Source organism: Mesocryomonas lacus (assembly GCF_055730105.2).
This window is the reverse complement of record NZ_JBUZWF020000002.1, coordinates 46,996-68,257: the sequence shown is the minus strand read 5'-3', so window position 1 is coordinate 68,257 and position 21,262 is coordinate 46,996. Positions and strand designations below refer to the sequence as shown.

At 68.2% G+C, this 21,262-nt stretch carries 18 protein-coding genes; 9 read left to right on the top strand and 9 right to left on the bottom strand.

The annotated features are described in order from the left end of the window. Positions 1-445 precede the first annotated feature (445 nt). A complete protein-coding gene (locus ACZLZQ_RS05445; protein WP_472935286.1) occupies positions 446-724 on the top strand; it encodes a hypothetical protein in 279 nt (92 codons plus the stop codon). A gap of 18 nt (positions 725-742) precedes the next feature. Here ACZLZQ_RS05445 and ACZLZQ_RS05440 read toward each other — a convergent pair whose 3' ends face one another. Then, positions 743-1,918 (bottom strand): aminotransferase class V-fold PLP-dependent enzyme, encoded by a 1,176-nt coding sequence (locus ACZLZQ_RS05440; RefSeq protein ID WP_472948507.1) that lies wholly within the window; start codon positions 1,916-1,918, stop codon positions 743-745. Positions 1,919-2,138: 220 nt separating this feature from the next. Between ACZLZQ_RS05440 and ACZLZQ_RS05435 the strand changes: the two genes are divergently transcribed. From ACZLZQ_RS05435 to ACZLZQ_RS05415, 5 genes are all read left to right on the top strand, one after another. After that, positions 2,139-3,245, top strand: a complete 1,107-nt coding sequence (locus tag ACZLZQ_RS05435; RefSeq protein WP_472948506.1) for a mandelate racemase/muconate lactonizing enzyme family protein — start codon at positions 2,139-2,141, stop codon at positions 3,243-3,245. A gap of 152 nt (positions 3,246-3,397) precedes the next feature. Next, on the top strand, positions 3,398-4,114 hold the full coding sequence (locus tag ACZLZQ_RS05430; RefSeq protein ID WP_472948505.1) for a FadR/GntR family transcriptional regulator: 717 nt from the start codon (positions 3,398-3,400) through the stop codon (positions 4,112-4,114). 69 nt (positions 4,115-4,183) lie between these two features. After that, positions 4,184-5,155, top strand: a complete 972-nt coding sequence (locus ACZLZQ_RS05425; RefSeq protein WP_472948504.1) for a sialic acid TRAP transporter substrate-binding protein SiaP — start codon at positions 4,184-4,186, stop codon at positions 5,153-5,155. A 76-nt stretch (positions 5,156-5,231) separates the two neighbouring features. Continuing rightward, a complete protein-coding gene (locus tag ACZLZQ_RS05420; RefSeq protein ID WP_472935281.1) occupies positions 5,232-5,807 on the top strand; it encodes a TRAP transporter small permease in 576 nt (191 codons plus the stop codon). 1 nt (position 5,808) lies between these two features. After that, complete coding sequence (locus ACZLZQ_RS05415) at positions 5,809-7,215, top strand: TRAP transporter large permease (protein WP_472935280.1); 1,407 nt, start codon at positions 5,809-5,811, stop codon at positions 7,213-7,215. Between the two features lie 95 nt (positions 7,216-7,310). Here ACZLZQ_RS05415 and ACZLZQ_RS05410 read toward each other — a convergent pair whose 3' ends face one another. After that, entirely contained in the window at positions 7,311-7,904 is a 594-nt protein-coding gene (locus ACZLZQ_RS05410) for a biliverdin-producing heme oxygenase (protein ID WP_472948503.1), read from the bottom strand. A gap of 273 nt (positions 7,905-8,177) precedes the next feature. On the opposite strand from ACZLZQ_RS05410, the gene ACZLZQ_RS05405 reads away from it, so the two are divergent. Then, the gene (locus tag ACZLZQ_RS05405) at positions 8,178-8,321 is read left to right on the top strand and encodes a DUF1127 domain-containing protein (RefSeq protein WP_472935278.1); all 144 of its coding nucleotides are present in this window, start codon (positions 8,178-8,180) and stop codon (positions 8,319-8,321) included. Positions 8,322-8,475: 154 nt separating this feature from the next. On the opposite strand, the gene ACZLZQ_RS05400 is transcribed toward ACZLZQ_RS05405, so the two are convergent. From ACZLZQ_RS05400 to ACZLZQ_RS05380, 5 genes are all read right to left on the bottom strand, one after another. After that, positions 8,476-9,489, bottom strand: coding sequence for a Gfo/Idh/MocA family protein (locus ACZLZQ_RS05400; protein WP_472948502.1), 1,014 nt, complete (start codon positions 9,487-9,489; stop codon positions 8,476-8,478). A gap of 81 nt (positions 9,490-9,570) precedes the next feature. Further along, positions 9,571-10,473: a myo-inosose-2 dehydratase gene (gene iolE / locus ACZLZQ_RS05395; protein ID WP_472948501.1), complete on the bottom strand. Its 903-nt coding sequence runs from the start codon at positions 10,471-10,473 to the stop codon at positions 9,571-9,573. Positions 10,474-10,528: 55 nt separating this feature from the next. Then, on the bottom strand, positions 10,529-12,382 hold the full coding sequence (gene iolD, locus ACZLZQ_RS05390; protein WP_472948500.1) for a 3D-(3,5/4)-trihydroxycyclohexane-1,2-dione acylhydrolase (decyclizing): 1,854 nt from the start codon (positions 12,380-12,382) through the stop codon (positions 10,529-10,531). 90 nt (positions 12,383-12,472) lie between these two features. After that, positions 12,473-14,389 (bottom strand): bifunctional 5-dehydro-2-deoxygluconokinase/5-dehydro-2-deoxyphosphogluconate aldolase, encoded by a 1,917-nt coding sequence (locus tag ACZLZQ_RS05385; RefSeq protein WP_472948499.1) that lies wholly within the window; start codon positions 14,387-14,389, stop codon positions 12,473-12,475. Between the two features lie 85 nt (positions 14,390-14,474). Next, on the bottom strand, positions 14,475-15,341 hold the full coding sequence (locus ACZLZQ_RS05380) for a MurR/RpiR family transcriptional regulator (RefSeq protein WP_472948498.1): 867 nt from the start codon (positions 15,339-15,341) through the stop codon (positions 14,475-14,477). 266 nt (positions 15,342-15,607) lie between these two features. Here ACZLZQ_RS05380 and iolB point away from each other — a divergent pair, with 266 nt between their 5' ends. Then, entirely contained in the window at positions 15,608-16,408 is an 801-nt protein-coding gene (iolB, locus tag ACZLZQ_RS05375) for a 5-deoxy-glucuronate isomerase (RefSeq protein ID WP_472948497.1), read from the top strand. A 51-nt stretch (positions 16,409-16,459) separates the two neighbouring features. On the opposite strand, the gene ACZLZQ_RS05370 is transcribed toward iolB, so the two are convergent. Further along, positions 16,460-18,178 carry a chloride channel protein gene (locus ACZLZQ_RS05370; RefSeq protein WP_472949191.1) on the bottom strand — a complete coding sequence of 573 codons (1,719 nt, stop codon included), beginning with the start codon at positions 18,176-18,178 and terminating at the stop codon, positions 16,460-16,462. Positions 18,179-18,386: 208 nt separating this feature from the next. Between ACZLZQ_RS05370 and ACZLZQ_RS05365 the strand changes: the two genes are divergently transcribed. Then, positions 18,387-20,147, top strand: coding sequence for an SLC13 family permease (locus ACZLZQ_RS05365; protein ID WP_472948496.1), 1,761 nt, complete (start codon positions 18,387-18,389; stop codon positions 20,145-20,147). A gap of 61 nt (positions 20,148-20,208) precedes the next feature. Here ACZLZQ_RS05365 and ACZLZQ_RS05360 read toward each other — a convergent pair whose 3' ends face one another. Next, a complete protein-coding gene (locus ACZLZQ_RS05360) occupies positions 20,209-21,261 on the bottom strand; it encodes a 3-carboxy-cis,cis-muconate cycloisomerase (RefSeq protein WP_472948495.1) in 1,053 nt (350 codons plus the stop codon). Position 21,262: the final 1 nt, after the last annotated feature.

The following is a 21,262-nucleotide window of genomic DNA, read 5'->3' as shown; positions in this document are numbered from 1 at the left end:
CAAAACGTCGATACCCCCAACCGGCTGGACTGACCCTTCCCGGACGCCCGGACGGGAAACGATCAGCGGTAAAGATGGCCGGAACGCCGGGTCATGCTACGCGGGATACTGCCTGCCTGCCCTCGGAGCGCGCGGCCCGGTGGTGAGGTCCCCGCCCAAGGCCGTCGCCGTCCGCGATCGCCGAACCAGTGGATTCCCGGTCGGCGCCCGCCTGTCGCCGGCCCGCCACAAGTCGCCCGACATGCCGAAACGAGCGGCAGAAACTAAGTGGGCAAGGGTGATTCGGCACCGTTGAAAGACGGTAACATAAAATTAATAGCCGGCATCTCACCGCCGGAAAAAAACCTGCGCCGCGGCTTCGACCGGATGCTGAGACGGCCGCGATTTACCGGATCTTAACCATGAAAGGCGACCTTGAAGGCCGAGCGAATCGGAGATTTCAGTCGTGAGGACCATACATCTGGAAGAGAGCCTGCGGATCCGGTTTCCGGGGCAGGACGAGAAGTTCGCCGCCGGCGTCGAGATCGGCATGCTCGGTGCGATGATGGTGCAGGGCCTGCGGGATTTCGCCCGCCAGATCGGCGCCGACAATGTCGACCAGGCCCGCGCGCTGGGCCAGAAGCTCGGCTACCACCTCGCCGATATCGAGACGGTGACGCCGGATGCTGTCCGCGTCACCTTCCGCAACCGCGCGCACGGCCCGAAGCTCACCCTCGTCAAGTAAACGCGACGCGAGCCTGCATCAGCGCAGGCCGCGCACCAGATCGACGAGCGCCGCGATCTCGGCCGCGTCGTTGTAATAGTGCGGCGAGGCCCGCACGAGGTTCGGCAGCCCCCGCGCCCGCGCATCGAGCCAGGTGCTCGACGGCGCGGAGACGCTGACATTGATCCCCGCCGCCCGCGCCCGTGCCTTCACGGCATCAGCCTCGACGCCCGCGACGGAGAAGGTGACGATCGCCGCCGGGCGCGGCCCGAGATCATGCACGACCACGCCCGGAAGCGCGCCGAGCCCTTCGCGAAGCTCTACCGCCAACCCCGTCGCCCGCATCTCGATCTCCTCCAGCCCGATCGCCAGCGCGTAGTCGGCCGCCGCCTTCAATCCGAGGCGGATGGCATGGCTGCTCTCCCAGGTCTCGAACCGCCGCGCGTCCGGCCGCAGCTCAAAGCGGTCCGGCGCGACCCAAGGCGCGCCGAAATGGTCGATCATCGCCGGCTCCAGCTGCTGGAGCATCGCCCGCCGGACATAGAGGAAACCGCTCCCCCGCGGCCCGCGCAGAAACTTTCGCGACGTCGCCGCCAGCATGTCGCAGCCGAGCACAGCCACGTCGACCGGCATCTGCCCGACCGCCTGGCAGGCGTCGAGCAGGTAGGGAATGCCGTGCGCCCGGGCGATCCGGCCGATGGCCGCGGCAGGATTGACGAGACCGCCATTGGTCGGCACCCAGGTGACGGCGATCAGCTTGACGCGGCCGTCGATCATCCGCTCCAGCGCGCCGGGATCCAGCACGCCATCGTCATCGCTCGGGATGATCTCGATCACCGCCCCGCTGCGCTCGGCCACCTGCAGCAGCGCGACGTAGTTGGCCGCATATTCCGCCCGCGCGGTCAGGATCCGGTCACCCGGCCGGAACGACAGCGCGTAGAAGGCGCGCTGCCAGGCGACCGTCGCGCTCTCGGTGATCGCGATCTCGTCGGGTGCCGCACCGATCAGCCAGGCGACGCTGTTGTAGACGCCATCCAGCGCCTCGGCGCTTTCCTCGGCCGCCTCGTAGCCGCCGATCTGGCTCTCCCGCGCCAGATAGTCCGTCATCGCCGAGAGCACCGGCGCCGGCATCAGCGCCGCGCCCGCATTGTTGAGGTGAATGCGGTGGGCGACGCCTGGGGTGTCGGCGCGAAGGCGGGCGAGATCGAACGGCATGCGGGCTCCTGACGGCGGCGGGAAGCGCCCATTCTGCACAAGACGCCGACGCGATGCCATGCCGAGCCGGCATTCTCAGCCAAACTGACGGGGCTGTCCCCCGACAAGAAGATCGTGGTCCTATGGCGCCGAAAAGGGCGATTCGGCACGGCACACAAGCGGCTGGCTGATCGGAGGCGCGCAAGCCTTGCCGAAGAGCCCCTTCCATACCGGAGGAAACATGGCCCGCATCACCCGCGTCGAATGCCTGATGGTCGACCTCGTCCCAAAGGTGAAGCGGGTGGACGCGATCCAGTCCTTCGTCAGCCAGGAGACGCCGATCGTGCGGATCACCGATGCCGACGGCGCTGTCGGCACCGGCTATTCCTACACCATCGGCACCGGCGGACCGTCGGTGATGGAACTCCTGAAGCGAACGCTTGCCCCGGCGATCATCGGCCGCGAAGCGGAGGGCATCGAGCGGATCTGGCGTGACCTTCTCTTCCTGACCCACGCCACCACGGTCGGCCCGCTCACCGCCATCGCCATGGCGGCGATCGACACCGCGCTCTGGGACCTGCGCTGTCGCCGCGCCGGCCTGCCGCTGCATCTCCTGGCCGGCGGCGCGCAGGCATCCGTGCCGCTCTACACCACCGAGGGCGGCTGGCTGCACCTCGAGACGGAAGCGCTCGTCGAGGATGCGCTGGCGGCGAAGGCAAAAGGGTTCGGCGGTTGCAAGCTGAAGGTCGGCCGACCGCTGCATGAGGACATCGCCCGCATCGCCGCCGTGCGCGAGGCCGTCGGGCCGGGCTTCGAGATCCTCACCGACGCCAACCAGGCCTTTACCGTCGACGAGGCCATCCGCCGGGCGCGGCAATACGAGGCGCTCGACATCGGCTGGCTGGAGGAGCCCCTGCCCGCCGACGACATCGACGGCCACCGCCGGCTGTCGCAGTCGACCTCGATCCCGATCGCCGTCGGCGAGAGCCTCTACAGCCCCTCGCATTTCCGCGAATATTTGCAGCGCGGCGCCTGCTCGGTGGTGCAGGTCGATGCCGGCCGCATCGGCGGCATCACGCCCTGGCTGAAGGTCGCGCATCTCGCCGAATGCTTCAACGTCTCGGTCGCGCCGCACTTCCTGATGGAACTGCATGTCTCGCTGACGGCCGCCGTGCCGAACGCGCGCTGGGTCGAATACATCCCGCAGCTCGACGAGATCACCACCTCCCGGCTGCAGATCGAGGCCGGTCGCGCAGTGCCGCCGCCGAAGACGGGCCTCGGCATCGACTGGGACTTTGCCGAAATCGACCGCCGCCGGATCGACGGCTCGACCAGCGTCGCCCGCTGAACTTATCCCCCGCCGGCAGCGGGCCTGTTGCATTCGAAGGCACGCAAATAGTCAGCGGGCTTGACGATGCGGCATTTCGCCCGCAAGGTCCGGTCAAATGGTTTGACCAATTGGCCGCAGAGCCAGGTCGGATCGGGAGGAGTCTCGGCGACATGCCGATCACCATCATTCAGCCGCGACGGCTGTATCAGCAGATCGCCGACCAGCTTCGCGGCCTGCTCGACAGCGGCGAGTATCGCCCGGGCGACCGGTTGCCGGCCGAGCGCGAGCTGGCGGAGCAGCTCGGCATCTCGCGCCCGACGGTGCGCGAGGCGCTGATCGCGCTGGAGGTCGAGGGGCGGATCCGCATCAAGGTGGGCTCGGGCATCTTCGTGACCGAGCCGGTCGCTGCGAAGACCGGCCGGGAGAGCCCGATCGAAGGTCCGTTCGAACTCCTGCGGGCGCGCGAGCTGGTCGAGGGCGCCGTGGCGGAGGAAGCCGCGAAAGCCGCGTCGCCGGACGACATCGCCGGGCTCGACGACGTGCTGCTGCGCATGCAGCGCTCGCAGCACCCTTCGCCCCAGACGCTCCAGCTCGACCGTGAATTTCACACCACGGTTGCCGCGATCCTCGGCAATGCGGTCCTCGTGCGCTTTATCGGCGAGCTCTTCGACGAGCGCATCAACCCGTATTTCGAACGGCTCTCCAGCTACTTCGAGAACCCCGAGACATGGGAACAGGCGCTGGCCGAGCACGGCCGGGTGCGCGACGCCATCGCCGCGGGCGATGCGGATGCCGCCAAGCGCGCCATGCAGCAGCACCTCCAGCTCTCGCAGAAACGCTTCTCGCTGAACTTCGGCGAGCCGGAGGACGCCCACCACACCGCCTGACAACCCGCACAACGACGACGAGCCGGCGCTGGGAGGCGCACGGTCCGCATTTCACCTGGGAGGAACCACATGAAGACCTTGATCACCAGCCTTGGCATCGTCGCGTCTCTGGCGCTCGGCCTCGGCACCGCCGCGGCGCAGACGACGCTGAAATGGGCCCATGTCTACGAGACATCCGAGCCCTTCCACACCGAGTCGGTCTGGGCCGCCGGCGAGATCGAGAAGCGCACCGAGGGCCGCTACCACATCGACGTCTACCCCGCTTCGCAGCTCGGCAAGGAAGCCGACCTCAACCAGGGCCTGACCCTCGGTACGGTCGACATGATCATCTCGGGCTCGAGCTTCCAGGCGCGCGAATACCCGCCGATCGGCGTCACCTACTTCCCCTACATCTTCCGCAATGCCGATCACCTCCTCGCCTACGCCAAGTCCGACGTCTTCAAGCGCCTGGCCGCTGGCTACGAGCAGGCCTCCGGCCATCACATTACGGCGGTCAGCTATTACGGCGCCCGGCACGTCACCTCCAACAAGCCGGTGGCGACTTGCGCCGACCTCAAGGGCGTGAAGATGCGCGTGCCGGACGTCCCGGCCTATCTCGCCATGCCCCGCGCCTGCGGCGCCAACACCGCGCCGATCGCCTTCGCCGAAGTCTATCTCGCGCTGCAGAACGGCACGGTCGAGGCGCAGGAGAACCCTTTGACCACCATCGAGGCGAAGAAGTTCTTCGAGGTGCAGAAGAACATCTCGCTCACCGGCCACATCGTCGACCACCTCAACACCGTGGTCTCCGGCACGCTCTGGGGCCAGCTCTCCGATGCCGACAAGACCATCTTCACCGAGGTGACGCAGGAGGCCGCCGCCCGCACGGCGAAGACCATCGTCGAGCGCGAAACCGCCCTCGTCCAGACGTTCAAGGACCGTGGCCTGACGGTGACCGAGGTCGATAAGGCGGACTTCGAGAAGAACGTCATGGAGAAGACCGACATGGAAGCCCTCGGCTACGTCAAGGCCGATTGGGAAGCCATTCGCGCCGTCCAGTAAGGCGCTCGCCGGCGCCCGCCCCGGGCGCCGGCGGTCTTCCCGCCCTTCTCGCATTCTTCCGTTGCAAGGCACCGTCATGGCCGAAGAGAAACACACCACCACCACGGCCGAGGAACTCGCCCACTTCTTCGAGGAGGAGGGGGCAACCGAGGTCGACCTGTCGCCCTATGCTATCGAGGACTGGATCGTCCAGGCGGTGTTCTGGGGCATGGCGGTCTGCGTCTTCCTGCAGTTCTTCACCCGCTACGTCATGAACGACAGCCTCGCCTGGACCGAGGAAATCGCCATCAACTGCCTGGTCGTGGTGGTCTTTCTCGGGGCGGTGATGTGCGTGCGCCAGTCGCGGCACATCCAGGTCGACGTGATCTACCATTATCTGCCGAAGCGGGTCGCCAAGGTGCTGTCGATCCTCGTTGACCTCATCCGCATCGGCTTCTTCATCTTCGCCGCCATTCTGTTCTGGCGCTACGTCTCGGTGGTCTACCGCGAGCGCATGGTGACGGTGGACCTCCCCCGCTCGATCGTCTTCTACGCCGTCTTCGCCGCCTTTGCGCTGATGCTCGTCCGGTCGATCCAGGTGTTCGTCCAAAATCTCAGGCGCGGCTATTCGGTGCTCGAGCGGCCCGAAATGTTCGACGGCATCGGAGAGTGACATGCTGCTACTGATCGGATCCTTCCTTGTCTTCATGCTGATCGGCGTGCCGGTGGCGATCGCCATGGCCGTTGCCTCGGTGCTCTACATCACCGTCTTTGGCGTCGCGCCGAACATCATCGTCGCCCAGCGCATGATCGCCGGCGTCGAGAGCTTTCCGCTGCTCGCCGTGCCGTTCTTCATCCTCGCCGGCAATCTCATGAACATCGCCGGCGTCACCGGCCGCATCTACGCCTTCGCCGTCGCCCTCGTCGGCTGGATGAAGGGCGGCCTTGCGCAAGTGAACATCATCGGTTCGGTGATCTTCTCCGGCATGTCCGGCACCGCGCTGGCGGACGCTGCCGGCATTGGCACGATCGAGATCAAGGCGATGAAGGATCACGGCTATCCCATCGAGGCCGCCGTCGGCGTCACCGCCGCCTCGGCGACGCTCGGCCCGATCTTCCCGCCGTCGCTGCCCTTCGTCATCTACGGCATGATGGCCAACGTCTCGATCGGCGCGCTGTTCATGGCCGGCATCCTGCCGGGCATCGTGATGACGGTCCTGATGATGATCACCGTCGCGATCTTCGCCTACAAGAAGAACTGGGGCTCGGACGCGCCGTTCGAGATCCGCAAACTGCTCGCCGCTGGCGTCGAGATCCTCATCGTCCTCGCCTTCCCCGCCGCGATCTACGTCCTCGTCACCCTCGGCATGTCGCTGAACCTTGCCGTCGGCCTCGCGCTGGTCGCGCTGATCGCCGTCGACTGGTACTACGACTTCGCCGCCGTGATGGCGCTGATGACGCCGATGATCCTGATCGGCGGCATGACGCTCGGCTGGTTCACGCCGACGGAGGCCGCCGTCGCCGCCGTCATCTGGTCGCTCTTCCTCGGCCTCGTGCGATACCGCTCGATGAGCTTCAAGGCGCTGGCGAAGGCCGGGTTCGACACGATCGAGACCACCGCCGCCGTGCTGTTCATTGTCACCGCCGCCTCGGTCTTCGCCTGGCTCTTGACGGTCAGCCAGGCCGCGCAGGCGCTGTCGGACCTGATCTTGTCGATCACCGACAACAAATGGGTGTTCCTGATCCTCGTCAACATCCTGGTGCTGATCGTCGGCTGCTTCCTCGACACCATCGCGGCGATCACCATCCTGGTGCCGATCCTGCTGCCGATCGTCCTGAAGCTCGGCATCGACCCCGTGCAGTTCGGCCTGATCCTGACCCTCAACCTGATGATCGGCCTGCTGCACCCGCCGCTCGGCATGGTGCTGTTCGTCCTGTCGCGGGTGGCGAAGCTCTCGGTCGAGCGCACCACCATGGCGATTCTGCCTTGGCTGGTGCCGCTGTTCCTGGCGCTGCTGGTGATCACCTTCGTGCCGGCCGTCAGCCTCTGGCTGCCGACGAAGATGGGCCTGATCAAGTAAGAGGCAGCGAGGCCCCTCGGCTTGCGGGGGCGACGCCCTGACGGGGATGATCCTGGGAACGACAAGCGCCGCGCGGCCTGTGCCCCGCGCGGCGCTCAGCCTTGCGGCATAAAGCGCTCGACGAGGCTGCGGACACGCAGGAAGGCCGTGTTGGCGCCGTCGACCACCGCGGCCTCGCCCGCCGCATCCAGCGCCACCCCGTCGAGCGCGGCGGTGAAGGTGCGCCAGTGCAGGCCGCGGCCCTCCGGAGCACCCGCCAGATGCCGGGCGCCAAACGTCTCGCCGAGACCGAGCTTCATCGCCTCCTTGAGCAGGATGGCGGCGCCGAGGTTGGAGCCTTCGGCGACGTAGAGCCAGCCGAGTGCCTTCGGAACCTCCACATCGGCGGAAAACGCCGGAGCGGCGTCCGCGGGCGCCGCCGCGAGGCCGAGGTCGGCAAGGTCGTCCTCGATCTTGCCGAGGCGCCGGCGGCCGGCAAGGTCCGGCAGCAGCCGGTCGAGGGCGGGATCGGCATAGAGCGCATCGATATCGCCATAGAAGGCGTGCTGCACCTGCAGGAACAGACCGTAGCGTTCCCGGCTCTCGAAAGGCCGGCTGGACATGATCCGGTCGTCGAGCGTCGCATGCGCCGCGGTGGTGCGGCTGCGCAGCACTTTCGATCGGGTTTCGGCGGCCGAAGTCTCGCTCATCGACTGTTCCCATCCATCGGCCGTCCGGGCCGTATCCCCTGTCGTTTAGGGCGAAATCGACCGCTGCCGCAACGCTTTTCGAGCATCGGACAGCGATCGCCGCACGGCCGCCGCTTGCCCTCAGCGAGCCTTGCGTTTGCCGCTCGCTGGCTTCACGGCAGCCATGCACAAATGGCTGTGGTGACGAAGACGCGAACCGATTAGATAATGGTCATCGAAGCAACGGAACACACCGTTTGAAGCTTCGGCGAGATCAATAGAAAAGTCGTTACGATGAACATCGTCCGCTCCTTCAGCAACTGGCGCCGTTACCGCGAGACTTGCGGAGAGCTGAACCGTCTTTCGCAGCGTGAACTGGCCGACCTCGGCCTCTCCCGCTCGGATATTCCGGCGATCGCCCGTCAGGCTACTCTCTAAGCAGCAGATTTCGCGAGGGCCTTTTCCTCCCAGGGCCCGAGCGAATACGACCTGCGGTTCCTCCCACCGCAGGTTTCCAAACAGCGCCCGCCGGTCCTCCCCCGGCGGGCGTTGCTGTTTCTACCTTATCCCCGCTGATCCGCCGCGGACTTGATCAGGCGGCGTAGAAGGCCGGCCGCTCCGGCATCGTCACCGGCTCGATCGCACCCGAGCCTTGCGCCTTGACGCAAGCGTCGGCCGCGACTGCCGCGGCATAGCCGTCCCAGGCGGTCGGGCCGGACGCCGTCCCCCGCTCTGCCGCCGCGATGAAGTCGCGCAGCTCGACGTCGTAGCTGTCGATGAAGCGGTCCTTCCAGTCGGTGAGAATTTCGGTCGAGAGCCTGGCGCCGCTGCGCACCGGGATCGCCATCGGCTCCGGCAGCTTGGCGATGCCGGTCTCGCCGACGATCTCGCACTGGATGTCGTAGCCGTATACGCAGTTGACGAAGACCTCGACGTCGATGCGCACGCCCTTCACCGTCTCCAGCATCACCACCTGCGGATCGCGCACGCCTTCGCGGGCATGCGGCGTGCGGCGGGGGAAGACCACCTGCACGCTTTTGTAGTCGTCCGCGAGAAGCCAGCGCAGCACGTCGATCTCGTGGATCAGCGTATCGTGGATGGCCATGTCGGTGGTGTAGTTCGCAGCGACCGAGGCGTTGCGGTGGGCGGCGTGCACCATCAACGGGGCGCCGATGCCGCCTTTGTCGATGACACTCTTCAAGAGGCGGTAGCCCGCATCGTAGCGGCGCATGAAGCCGACCTGGACGAGCCGCCGGCCGCCGGCAATCTCGGCGTCGACGATGTTGCGGCAGGCGGTGGCGGTGGTGGCGAGAGGCTTCTCGCAGAACACCGGCTTGCCGGCACGGACGGCGGCGAGGACGTCCGGCTCGTGCGCCCCGCCCCAGGAAGTCACCAGCACGGCGTCGATCTCCGGCGAGGCGCTCAGCGCAGCGCCCGTGTCGAACACAAGGGCGTCGAGGCCGAGCGGCGGCAGCGAGGCTTCCGCGGACGCGCGGTCGACGTCGCTGACGCCGGCGATGCGCGCGCCCGACAGCGTGCGGGTGATGCGGCGCATGTGGTCGCGCCCGATGGCGCCGGTCCCGATGAGGCCGATGTTGAGGGTCATGTCATCTCTCCCAGACGCCTTTCGGCGCAATCGTGCAGTGGTCGATGGGCCGCCGTTCGGGGCAGCCCTTGGGGCAGGCGCTCAACTTTTGTCGAGCCCGGCCTCTTTCGCGAAGGCCTTCAAGGCGCAGTGGCCGAGCGACTGGTATTCCAGCGGGTTGCGCACCGCCGAGTCCTGCTCGGCCTCGATCACCAGCCAGCCGTCATAGCCGTGCTCGGCGGCGATCTTCAGGACGGGCAGGAAATCCACCGCGCCTTCCGGGTCGCCGGGCACGGTGAAGGCGCCGCGGCGCACGCCTTCGAGGAAGGAGAGGTTCTCGGCCTCCACCGCGGCCGCGATCTCCGGCCGGACGTTCTTGCAATGGATGTGGCGCACGCGGGCCATGTGCTTGCGGGCGAGTTCGGTGGGATCGGCGCCGCCGAAGAAGGCGTGGCCGGTGTCGAGCAGCAGCTTGGTCGCCGGGCCGGTGCTCGCCATCAGCAGGTCGATCTCCTCGCCGGTCTGGACGATCGAGCCCATGTGGTGGTGGTAGACGAGGTCGATCCCTTGCCCCGCGCAATAGGCAGCGAGTTCTTCGAGCTTCGCGCCGAAAGCCGCCATCGCGTCCTCAGACAGCACCGGCCGGTCGCGGAACACCGCCTTCTCGTCATCCCCGTGCACGGTGTTGGAGCATTCGCAGACGATGCAGACGGTCGAGCCGTTGGCACGAAGGAGATCGAGATGCGGCTGAATGGCGACCATTTCCGTCTCAACATCGTTGACGAGCAGATGGACCGAGTGCCAGCCGGAGACGAAGACGAGCCCGTAATCGGCGAGCTTCTCTTTCAGCGCCACCGGGTCGGATGGCATCAGATGGCCCTTCTCGATGCCGTCGAAGCCGATGGCGCGGCAGTCGGCGAGGCAGTCGTCGAGGGTCAGATGGGCGCCGATCGAGACGTCATCGTCATTCGTCCAGGCGATCGGATTGGTGCCGTAGCGGATCATGGGTTCACCTGGCTCGCGAAAATGAGGGACTGCACAAAAAGACGGGGCATGGTGCTCAGCCCAGCCGCTGCGAAACACGGGCGGCATCGTAGCCGTCGCGGGCGGCGTTGACGGCGGCGCGGTCCGACACCTCGGGCACTGCGACGTCCCACCAGTGGCCGCCGGCGGTGGTGGTCTGCAAATGATCGGTCTCGATCACGATGACGGTCGGGCGCGGGGCCTGCCGCGTCTCGGCCAAAGCGCGCTCCAGCTCGGCGATCGAGCCGACCTTGCGGGCCTCGGCACCGAGCGCGCGGGCGTGCGCGGCAAAATCGATCTTCGGCAGTTCGACGTGGTGAGCGTCGGTCAGCATGTTGTTAAAGTTGGCGCCCCCGGTGGCCATTTGCAGCCGGTTGATGCAGGCGTAGCCGGCATTGTCGAGGAGGACGACGGTGAACGCGGCGCCGGCCATGACGGCGGAGGACAGCTCCGAGTTCAGCATCATGTAGGAGCCGTCGCCGACCATCACGACGACGTCGGCGTCCGGGCGCGCCAGCTTGACGCCGAAGCCGCCGGCGATCTCGTAGCCCATGGTCGAAAAGCCATATTCCATATGGTACCCGCCGGGCGCCTCGGCCTGCCAGAGCTTGTGCAGCTCGCCTGGCAGCCCGCCGGCAGCGCAGACGAGGATGGTGTTCGCCGAATTGCGCGCCCGGTGCACGGCGCCGATCACCTCGGCATCGGACGGCAGCACGGCATTGGTCGGGGCGGTCGCGGCGTCCGCCGCCTCTATCCAACGCGCCTTGCCCGCCTCCGCTTGCGCCGTCCAGGCGGCGTCGGCGCGGTGCTCCGCCAGCGCCTCGCCGAGCGCTTCAAGGCCGACCTTCGCATCGCAGACGAGCGGCGCGGCATCGTGCTTGCCGGCATCGAAGGCCTGGACGTTCAGTCCGACGATCCTGACGCCCTCCGCCTGGAACAGCGCCCAGGAACCGGTGGTGAAGTCGGCGAGCCGGGTGCCGACGGCGAGCACGACGTCCGCCTCGGCGGCGAGCGCGTTCGAGGCGGAGGATCCGGTGACGCCGACGGCGCCCATGTTCAGCCGGTGCGCATGCGGCAGCGACGACTTGCCGCCATGCGTCTCGGTGACCGGAATGCCGTGCGCCTCGGCGAAGGCGGCAAGGCCGACGCTCGCCTCGGAATAGAGGACACCGCCGCCGGCGACGATCAGCGGCTTCTTCGCCGCCCGCAGGAGGGCGACCGCCGCCGCCAGTTCGGCCTCATCGGGGCGGGTGCGACGGGGCGTCCAGATCCGCTCGACAAAGAAGCTCTCGGGATAGTCGAAGGCCTCGGTCTGCACGTCCTGGCAGAGGGCGAGGGTCACCGGTCCGCAATCGGCGGGGTCGGTCAGCACCTGCATGGCGCGGCGGAGCGCCGGGACGATCTGCTCAGGCCGCGTGATCCGGTCGAAATAGCGCGAAACCGGGCGGAAGCAGTCGGTGGCCGAGACGGTGCCGTCGCCGAAATCCTCGACCTGCTGCAGCACGGGGTCCGGCCGGCGGCTGGCGAACACGTCGCCCGGCAGCAGCAGGACCGGCAGGCGGTTCGCATGGGCGAGCGCGGCCGAGGTCACCATGTTGAGCGCGCCGGGGCCGATGGAGGTGGTGCAGGCCATGAAGCGGCGGCGGAAGCTTGCCTTGGCGAAGGCCACCGCAGCGTTCGCCATGCCCTGCTCGTTCTGGCCGCGATAGGTGGTGAGCGTGTCGCGCACGCCGTAGAGCGCCTCGCCGAGCCCCGCGACATTGCCGTGGCCGAAGATCGCGAAGACGCCGCCGAAGATCGGCACGGTCTCGCCGTCGATCACCGTCATCTGCCGCGTCAGGAACCGCGCCACGGCCTGCGCCATGGTCAGCCGCACCGTCTTGTCCGCCATATCCGTCTCCTCCCACCGGCGGCGCTGCGATGGCCGCTCCTTCTTCGTCGCTCGTCCCGAAGCCGGCGACCTCCCGCCGGCGCCCGCCAGTCAGCCCGTCGCCGTCTCCCCGGCCTGCCAAGCCGCGCAGAGCCGGCCGAAGCGCCCGGCCATCTCGGCGACCGCCGCCGCATCGTCGATCTCGCCCGCCAGCCAGCGCCGCGCGGCATCGGCCCAGATCGTCCGCCCCACCGCAAAACCGCGCACCGACGCCGAGGCGCGAGCAGCGGCAAAGCCATCCTGCAGCGCCTCGACCGAGGCCTCCAGCCCCAGCAGGAGGACGCCGCGGCAATGCGCGTCGTTGCCGGCGATGACCGCGTCGATCGCCGCCCAGGCGGCCGTGCTCGCCTGCGGCTCGAGCTTCCACCAGTCGGGCTTCAGGCCGTGATCGTAGAGCTCCTGCAGCGACCGCGCGATGGTGTCGTCGCCGATCGGCCCGTTCTTGCCGGCAATGATCTCGATGAGGATCTCGCGGCCGACCTTGCGGGCGGCATCATAGGCAGCGCGGAGCGTTTCGATCTGCTCGGCCTTCAGTGCGGCGGGATCGTCGGGGTGGTAGAAGCAGAGCACCTTGATGCAGTGGTCGACGGGCCAGTCGATCAGGCGGCTGCCGAGATCCTGGCTGAACTCGAAGCGCAGCGGCCGTGAGCCCGGCCGCTCGACCGGCTTCGCCACCCAGAACGCCGGCAGCTTCGCCGCCGCAAACAGCGCATCGCGGCCGTACTTGTCGTCGATCAGCATGCCGAAGCCTGGCCGCCCGGCGGCCACCTCGGCGGCGGCTTGCACGGCGAGGAGCTTCAGCGCCGGCAGCCGCGCGAGCTTTGCGGGATCGCCCGCGGCGAGATCCTCGAGCTGCGAGCGGTGGTCGATGGCGAGCGCGCAGAGCGCCGGGATCGCCCGGCGCCGGGTCGTCGCCCAGTGGATATGGTTGATCGCCGCGTCCTGGCGCAGCGCGCGGTGCGGGCTGCCTTTCGCCAGGAAGTATTCGAGCTCGGTCCAGGTCGGGATTTCCGGCGCGCAGAGGAGGCGCGAGACGGCGAAGGCGCCGCAGGCATTGGCCCAGGTGGCCGAGGTCGCGTGCGGCTCGCCGCGCAACCAGCCCCGAAGGAAGCCGGACATGAAGGCGTCGCCGGCGCCGAGCACATTGTAGACTTCGATCGGGAAACCCTTGCCGACGATGCCGTCCTCGAGGTCGGCGGGAATGGCCCCGTCATAGACGATGCAGCCCATCGGCCCGCGCTTCAGCACGATCGTCCCCGCGGAATGGGCGCGGATGGTCCTCAGCGCGGCGACGAGGTCGCTTTCGCCGGACGCGATCAGCACTTCTTCCTCGGTGCCGACGATCAGGTCGCAGTCGGCGAGCACGGTCAGCATCTTGGCGGAGACGGCGGCTGAGGCGATGTAGCGGTTGTCGCCGGCATCGTGGCCGGCAAGGCCCCAGAGGTTGGGCCGGTAGTCGATGTCGAGGATCACCCGGGCGCCATTCGCCTTGGCGATCCGCATCGCCTTGCGCTGCGCGGCCTCGGCGTTCGGCTTAGCGAAATGTGTGCCGGTGACGAGCACGGCGCCGGCGGAGCGGATGAAGGCCTCGTCGACATCGGCCTCGCACAGCGCATTGTCGGCGCAGTTGTCGCGGTAGAACAGAAGCGGGAACGAGGTATCGCTCTCGACCGACAGGATGGCCAGCGCCGTCAGCCGCTCGGGGTCTGTGACGATGCCGGCGGTCTCGACGCCCTCCCGCGCCAGCTGCTCGCGGATGAAACGGCCGAACTGCTCGTTGCCGACGCGGGTGAGCAGCGCGGATTTGAGGCCGAGACGCGCCGTGCCGACGGCGATGTTCGTCGGACAGCCGCCGACCGATTTGGCGAAGGAGGAAATGTCCTCCAGCCGCGAACCGATCTGCTGGCCGTAGAGATCGACCGACGACCGGCCGATGGTCACCAGATCCAGCTTGCGCTCCTGCGGCATGGCCCCTCCCCCGGATGCACCGACGCATCCCGTTTCTCAACGACCCGACGAAACATAAGTACCGAAGCCTCGTCAAATAGAATATTCATTCCATTGCACCGAGTTCGGACCGCCGCTGCCGCTCTTCGGCGACGGCGACAGTCAGGGCCATGGCAAAGGCCATGGAGGCCGAGAGCAAGCGGAAACCGGCATGGTCGGCCTCGGCCAACTCGAACCAGGCCTCTGACGATTCGACCAGCGGCGAGAAGGCGGAATCGGTCAGCGAGACCACCGGGATCTGCCGCGCGGCGAGGCTTTTCGCCTGGGCGACGGTTTCGGACGCGTAGGGCGAGAAGCTGACGGCGAAGGCGGCATCGCCTGGTCCGGCAAAGCGCAGGATGTCGTCGTCGAGCCCCGCCGCCGACCCCGCCATCTGGCAGCGGATTCCGAGCTTGCCGAAGGCGTAGGCCATGTAGCTGCCGATCGGATAGGACCGCCGCTTCGAGACGAGATAGATCGTCTCGGCGGAGGCGAGGATCGCCACCGCCCGTTCGAAGACCATCGGATCCACCGCAGTCTCCAGCGTATCGAGCGACCGCCGCGCGGCGGCGGTGAAGCCGGAGAGGATTGCGGATGCCCCTTGCTCCGGCGTCCGGCGCAGCGCGGTCAGCCGGTCGCCATAGTCCGGCCGCCGGTCGCGCAGCCGGGCGCGGAACAATGCCTGCAGGCTGGAAAATCCCTCGAAGCCGAGGTGCTGGGCAAAGCGCACCAGCGTCGAGGGCTGCACGGCGGCTGCCAAGGCGATGCTGTTGACGGTGCCGAAGGCGATGTCGTCGGGATGGTCGAGGGCGAACATCGCGACCTGCCCGAGCCGTTTGGGCAGGCGCGCCTTGCGCTCCAAGATAAGGCTCTTCAACGCCTCGAACGTCTCCGGCCGCGGGGGCGTCTCCGGCGAGAGGGGCACTTCGCTCATCAAGGGCTCTCCGCGCGGGGTTCCGGCTGAACCGCGATCGGCGGAATAAATACTCCGCCCACCCGCCCCCATCAATCATTCATTCCAGAAAGCACTCGAAAGCATGGGATAGGCGCGGTAGAAGGAAAGGGAGCCTCCTGGCTGCGTGAGGGCCGTTCGAGCACCGTGATCGGATCGCGCCACTGATCGGGGAAGAGGCTGCCGGTGCAAAAGAGGAAGCGTCCTGGTGCGTCCTGTCGGATGCGCGGCGCTGGGAGGAGAGCGACATGGCGGGTTTGAAAGTGCGGCCCTCGGCGACGGCGGGACAGGTGCACGACGTGACGCCGGTGAGCGCCGACTGGACCTATGTCGGCTTCGCGCTGCACCGGCTGGCGCCGGGCGACAGGCTGGAGGCCGCCTGCGGCGACCGGGAGGTCTGCCTCGTCCTGGTCTCCGGCAAGGCGATCGTCTCCGCCGATGGCCAGTCGTTCGGCGAGATCGGGGAGCGGATGACGCCGTTCGAGGGCGCGCCCTTCGCCCTCTACGTGCCGGCCGGCGGCCATTGGCAGATCGAGGCGACGACGGCGCTGGAGCTCGCGGTCTGCTCGGCGCCGGGCGGCGGTCCCCACGCTGCCAGGCTGATCCCGCCCGGCACCCATCCGCAGGCGGTGCGCGGCAAGGACACCAACACCCGCTACGTCACCAACATCATGCCGGAGGACGACGGCGCGGCGCACTCGCTGCTGGTCGTCGAGGTGATCACGCCAGGTGGCCACACCTCCTCCTACCCGCCGCACAAGCACGACCGGGACGCCTTGCCCGAGGAAAGCTATCTCGAGGAGACCTACTACCATCGATTCGACCCACCGCAGGGTTTCGGCTTCCAGCGCGTCTACACCGACGACCGCACGCTCGACGAGGCAATGGCGGTCGAGGACGGCGACGTCGTGCTGGTGCCCCGCGGCTATCATCCGGTGGCGGTGGTGCACGGCTATACCGGCTACTACCTCAACGTCATGGCCGGCCCGCAGCGGGTGTGGAAGTTCCACAATGCGGCCGAGCACGCTTGGCTGTTCACCGGCGTCTGAAAGGCGCCGCCCTCGACGGATCGGGCGCCATCCGCCGCGGGCGAGGCGAGGCTAGCGCCCCTCGCCCGCCGCCTCGCGCCGCCGCAGTTCCAGCTCCTCGCTGTAGCGGCGCAGCGTGTGGCTCTCGGTGAGGAGGCCGAGCACGGTCTTGGCGGCGACGTCCTCGACCACCGCCAGCGCTTCGCTCTCCGACTTGTCGAAGGTGGCCGCCGCCTCCTTGGCGCTCATCTGCGGCAGCAGCATCACGTCCTTCAGCCGGACGAGGCCCTCGATCCCTTCGTCGAGATCGGTGATCGCATCGGAATAGGCGTCGGGCACCAGCACCATGCCGGCATAGGCGCCGCTCTCGTCGGTGATCACCACGCGCTGGGCGGAGCCGAGCGGAAAGTCGCGGCGGAAGACCTTCAGCGTGGTGTCGAGTGGCGCGGTGCGCACGTCGCGGCGCATCATGCGGCCGACGGTGAGGTTGCGGATCCAGCCGACATCGTGCGCGCTGCGGATGCTCTCGCCGCGCAGATGGAAGCGCCAGGTCGCGAAGGAGTAGCCGAAGGTCTTGCGCACCGTCAGCGAGGCCGTGACAGACGCCGTCAGCACCAGCGCGGTGATCGGAAAATCGCCGGTCATCTCCAGCGCCAGGAAGGTCATGGTCAGCGGCCCGCCGATGATCGAGACCGCGAGCGCCGCCATGCCGACAATCGAATAGACCACCGGGGTCAGCGTCGCCCCGGTGAAGAGGATCGGGGCGAACAGCGCGAAGAGCTTGCCGAGCAGCGCGCCGAGGAAGAGCGAGGCGAAGAACAGGCCACCGCGAAACCCGCTGCCGATCGACACCGCCGAGGCCAGCGCCTTCAGGAGCAGGAGAAGCAGCACTGCCGAGGCGCTGGCCGGCAGGTCGAGGTTGACGTGCAGCGCGCCATGGCCGGAGGAGAGGACCTGCGGCGTGACGAGCGCGAGGCCCGCCAGCACGCAGCCGCCGAGCACCGGCCGCAGCGGCACCGGCAGGCGGGTGCGGCGGATGCCGATCTCGATCATCGTCACGCCCTGCATGATGGCGATGCCGAGGCCGGCGGCGAGCACGGCAAGGAGGATCGCCGGCGGATAGTCGGCATTGGCGACGGCACCGGGCTCGCCGAGATCGATAAGGAAGGTGTTGCCGACGAGGAGGCGGGCGACGAAGCTGCCCGACAGCGCCGCCGCGACCACCGGCGTCAGCGTGGCGATGGAATAGGTGCCGATGATCAGCTCGAAGGCATAGAAGGCGCCGGTCAGCGGCGCGTTGAAGGCGGCGGCGATGGCGGCCGCCGCGCCGCAGCCGATGAGCGTGCGCAGATCGCTGCGGCGCATCTCGAACGAGATGCCGATGCGCGAGGCGACACCGGCCGAGAGCTGGGTATAGGCTGCCTCCAGCCCGACCGAGGCGCCGAAACCGTTGGAGATGAGGTTCTGCAGCACGATCGTCACGCTGTCGCGCAGCGACATGCGCCCGCCATGCAGGGCGTTCGCCTCGATCGGATCGACCAGCGGGCGCTTCTTGCGCAGCGACAGGACGAACAGCAGCAGGCCGAGCACCACCCCGCCCGCCACCGGCACGAGGACGAGCCAGGGCGAGGGCAGCGCGGAAAGCCCGCTCAGGCGCTCGCCCGCGGAAAGCTGGAAAAGGACGACGTGCAGGGCCTGTGCCGCCCAGCTCATCGCCGTCACCATGCCCCCCGACAGCGCGCCGACGACGACCGCCACCAGCACGAGCGCCACCTCGTTGCCGCGCACCATCGCCCGGAAACGGCTCGATGGCTGGATGACGGGGGCGTCGATGGCGGGGGCAGCGTTGGGCGCGGGGGTCTGCGACATGATCGTCCAGTTTCGAGGCAGGTCCTGCCGTATAGACCGGGCCGAACGGGCGCAACGGTCCTTCGTTTGTCGCCCGCCATCTTTGCCGCCGCGCTGGCCTTGCCGGACGCGGCACGGCATAGGAAACGACATGACACTTGATCAGATGATGGCCTTCGGCATCATTGCCCTGATGATGCTGGCCTTCATCTGGGGCCGCTTTCGCTACGACGTCGTCGCCGCCGGCGCGCTGCTGGCGGCACTCGCCGTCGGCCTGGTCAAACCCGCAGACGCGTTTTCAGGCTTTTCCGACGACATCGTCATCATCGTCGGCAGCGCGCTGATCGTCAGCGCGGCGATCGCCCGGTCGGGCATCATGGATCTTGCTCTGCAGCGATTCGCGCCCGAGGTCTCGTCACCGCGCGCGCAGCTGATCGTGCTCGTCGTCATCGTCACCGTGCTCTCGGCCTTCGTGAAGAACATCGGCGCGCTGGCGATCATGCTGCCGATCGCGTTCCAGATGGCGAAACAGTCGAACGTCTCGCCCTCGATGTTCCTGATGCCGATGTCGTTCGGCTCGCTGCTCGGCGGGCTGATGACGCAGATCGGCACCTCGCCCAACATCATCGTGTCGCGGCTGCGCGGCGAGATCACCGGCACGCCCTTCACCATGTTCGACTTCACCGCCGTCGGCGCGATCCTTGCCGCCGTCGGCGTCGTCTTCCTCGCGCTGTTCTACTGGCTGCTGCCGGCCCGAAAGGCGGCGGGCGGCGCGCTGGAGGAGGCGATCGAAATCAAGAACTACACGACGGAAGCCAGGGTAACGGCGCAGTCGGCGATCGCCGACAAGACCGTCGCCGACCTGCAGAAGCTCGGCGGCGGGGACGCCATGGTCACCGCCATCGTCGGCGCCAACGGCAAGCGGCGTACGCCGCTGCCGGACGCCACCCTTCACGCCGGCGACGTGCTGATCCTCGAGGGCGATCCGGAGGCGCTGGAACGGCTCGTCGCCCAAGGCGCACTGACGCTCGACGGTCGCTCCTCGCGGGGCGCCGACATCGGCACGGTCGAGGCGATCGTCGGCCAGAACTCCGGCTTCATCGGCATGACCGCGCAGCGCCTGGTGCTGTTCCACCAGACCGGCCTGACGCTGCTCGCCGTCAGCCGGCGCGGCAAGCGCTTCACCGAGCGGCTCGGCGAGATCACCTTCCGCCTCGGCGACGTGCTGGTCCTGCAAGGCGATGTCGAGCGGCTGCCGGAACTCCTGCGCGAATGGGACTGCCTGCCCTTGGCCGAGCGTCGCCTGCAGCTCGGCAGCGTTCGCAAGCGGATCCTACCCGTCGCGATCCTGGCGGCCGCCATGGCAGCGACGGCGACGGGCATCGTGCCGGTGGCGGTAGCCTTCTTCGCCGCCGCCGTGCTGATGGTCGCCACCAAGGCGCTGCCGCTGCGCGAGGTCTACGGCCATCTCGACGCGCCGATCCTGTTGATGCTGGCGGCGCTGATCCCGGTCAGCGAGACGCTGAGCCGCACCGGTGGCACCGACCTCATCGCGGTCTGGCTGTCGGGCGTCGCGGTATCGCTGCCGCCTTACGGCGCGCTGGCGCTGATCATGATCGTCGCCATGGCGGTGACGCCCTTCCTCAACAACGCCGCGACGGTGCTGGTGATGGCGCCGATCGCGGCCACCTTCGCCAGTTCCCTCGGCTACCGGCCGGACGCCTTCCTGATGGCGGTGGCGATCGGCGCCGGCTCGGACTTCCTGACGCCGATCGGCCATCAGTGCAACACGCTGGTGATGGGTCCCGGCGGCTACCGTTTCGGCGATTATGCTAGGCTCGGCCTGCCGCTGTCGTTTCTGGTGGTGGTGGTCGCGGTGCCCGCGCTGCTGCTGGTCTGGCCGCTGTACTGAGCCCACGCGCCGCCCCGCTGCGCCGGCAGCGGGATGACGCGGCTCGGCCGTCATCGGCCTGTCAGGCGTCGGGGCTTGCAGGCGGAAAACGCGCGCCGGCCAGCAGTGTGTCGGTGATCGCCAGCGCCCGGCCGGTGGTCTCTGCCATCTGCGGCAGCAGCAGCCATTCCAGCGTCCAGGCGGCGCCCGAGCGCTCGTTCTCGTGGATCATGGACTGGCCCATCGTGCCCAGCAGCCCCGCGTTGAAGCGTCCGAGGGCGACGAGCACCTCGGCGCCGACGGGGTTCTGCTTATGCGCCATGGCCGACGAGCCGCCGCCATCGGCGAGAACCACCGTGCCGATCCCGGTCTGCGCCATCAGCGCAAGATCCTGGCCGATCTTGCCGGTGGTGCCGGACACCAGGGCGAAGGCCTGGGCGATGTCGAGGATCACGCTCCGGTCGGACTGCCAAGACGCGGCATCGGCAAGGCCGAGCTGCGCCGCCAGCGCGCGTCGAAGGTCGGCATAGTCGGGGCCGAAGCTCTCGCCATGGCCGATCGGGCCGCCGAGCTGCAGGGGAAGCGCGGCCTGCAGCGCGGAGAGGCGTGCCCGGTGCTTCTCCAGCGGGCGGCGCCAGCTGGCCAGCCGGTCGGCGAGGGTGAAGTTCAGGGCCGCCTGCATGCGCGTCTGCGCCATCAGCGGCTGCGAACCAGCCTTATCCGACAGGCAACCAAGCCGGTCGCAGAGTTGCCCGAGCCGGGCCTTGAGATGCGAGAGAACGCCGCGAAGCCGCAGCATCAGGCCGGTGTCGATCGCGTCCTGGCTGGTCGCGCCGAGGTGGACGAAGCGGTCGTGCGGCGGGCCGACGGCCTCGCGGAGCGCGGCCACCAGAAATGGCACGCTGACGCCGTCCCGCACCATGGCGATCCGGAGCGCCGCGGGGTCCGGGCGCAGCCCTGACGCGGCCTCGGCGATGCGGGCGGCCGCCTCGGCCGGGACGAGGCCAAAACCGACCTGGGCCTTTGCCAAGGCCGCCTCGAAATCCAAGATCGACGACAGCTCGCCCTCCGCCGAAAACGCTGCGGCGATCTCGGCATCGCCGCAGAGTGCTCCAACGAGCGTCGTCGCCGTCATG

What these genes read in the sequence shown, in the direction of transcription:
- ACZLZQ_RS05440 (WP_472948507.1), bottom strand. Translation starts at nt 1,918, where the DNA reads ATGCCGTTCGATCTCGCCCGCCTTCGCGCCGACACCCCAGGCGTCGCC.
- ACZLZQ_RS05435 (WP_472948506.1), top strand. Translation starts at nt 2,139, where the DNA reads ATGGCCCGCATCACCCGCGTCGAATGCCTGATGGTCGACCTCGTCCCA.
- ACZLZQ_RS05430 (WP_472948505.1), top strand. Translation starts at nt 3,398, where the DNA reads ATGCCGATCACCATCATTCAGCCGCGACGGCTGTATCAGCAGATCGCC.
- ACZLZQ_RS05425 (WP_472948504.1), top strand. Translation starts at nt 4,184, where the DNA reads ATGAAGACCTTGATCACCAGCCTTGGCATCGTCGCGTCTCTGGCGCTC.
- ACZLZQ_RS05420 (WP_472935281.1), top strand. Translation starts at nt 5,232, where the DNA reads ATGGCCGAAGAGAAACACACCACCACCACGGCCGAGGAACTCGCCCAC.
- ACZLZQ_RS05415 (WP_472935280.1), top strand. Translation starts at nt 5,809, where the DNA reads ATGCTGCTACTGATCGGATCCTTCCTTGTCTTCATGCTGATCGGCGTG.
- ACZLZQ_RS05410 (WP_472948503.1), bottom strand. Translation starts at nt 7,904, where the DNA reads ATGAGCGAGACTTCGGCCGCCGAAACCCGATCGAAAGTGCTGCGCAGC.
- ACZLZQ_RS05405 (WP_472935278.1), top strand. Translation starts at nt 8,178, where the DNA reads ATGAACATCGTCCGCTCCTTCAGCAACTGGCGCCGTTACCGCGAGACT.
- ACZLZQ_RS05400 (WP_472948502.1), bottom strand. Translation starts at nt 9,489, where the DNA reads ATGACCCTCAACATCGGCCTCATCGGGACCGGCGCCATCGGGCGCGAC.
- iolE (WP_472948501.1), bottom strand. Translation starts at nt 10,473, where the DNA reads ATGATCCGCTACGGCACCAATCCGATCGCCTGGACGAATGACGATGAC.
- iolD (WP_472948500.1), bottom strand. Translation starts at nt 12,382, where the DNA reads ATGGCGGACAAGACGGTGCGGCTGACCATGGCGCAGGCCGTGGCGCGG.
- ACZLZQ_RS05385 (WP_472948499.1), bottom strand. Translation starts at nt 14,389, where the DNA reads ATGCCGCAGGAGCGCAAGCTGGATCTGGTGACCATCGGCCGGTCGTCG.
- ACZLZQ_RS05380 (WP_472948498.1), bottom strand. Translation starts at nt 15,341, where the DNA reads ATGAGCGAAGTGCCCCTCTCGCCGGAGACGCCCCCGCGGCCGGAGACG.
- iolB (WP_472948497.1), top strand. Translation starts at nt 15,608, where the DNA reads ATGGCGGGTTTGAAAGTGCGGCCCTCGGCGACGGCGGGACAGGTGCAC.
- ACZLZQ_RS05370 (WP_472949191.1), bottom strand. Translation starts at nt 18,178, where the DNA reads ATGGTGCGCGGCAACGAGGTGGCGCTCGTGCTGGTGGCGGTCGTCGTC.
- ACZLZQ_RS05365 (WP_472948496.1), top strand. Translation starts at nt 18,387, where the DNA reads ATGACACTTGATCAGATGATGGCCTTCGGCATCATTGCCCTGATGATG.
- ACZLZQ_RS05360 (WP_472948495.1), bottom strand. Translation starts at nt 21,261, where the DNA reads ATGACGGCGACGACGCTCGTTGGAGCACTCTGCGGCGATGCCGAGATC.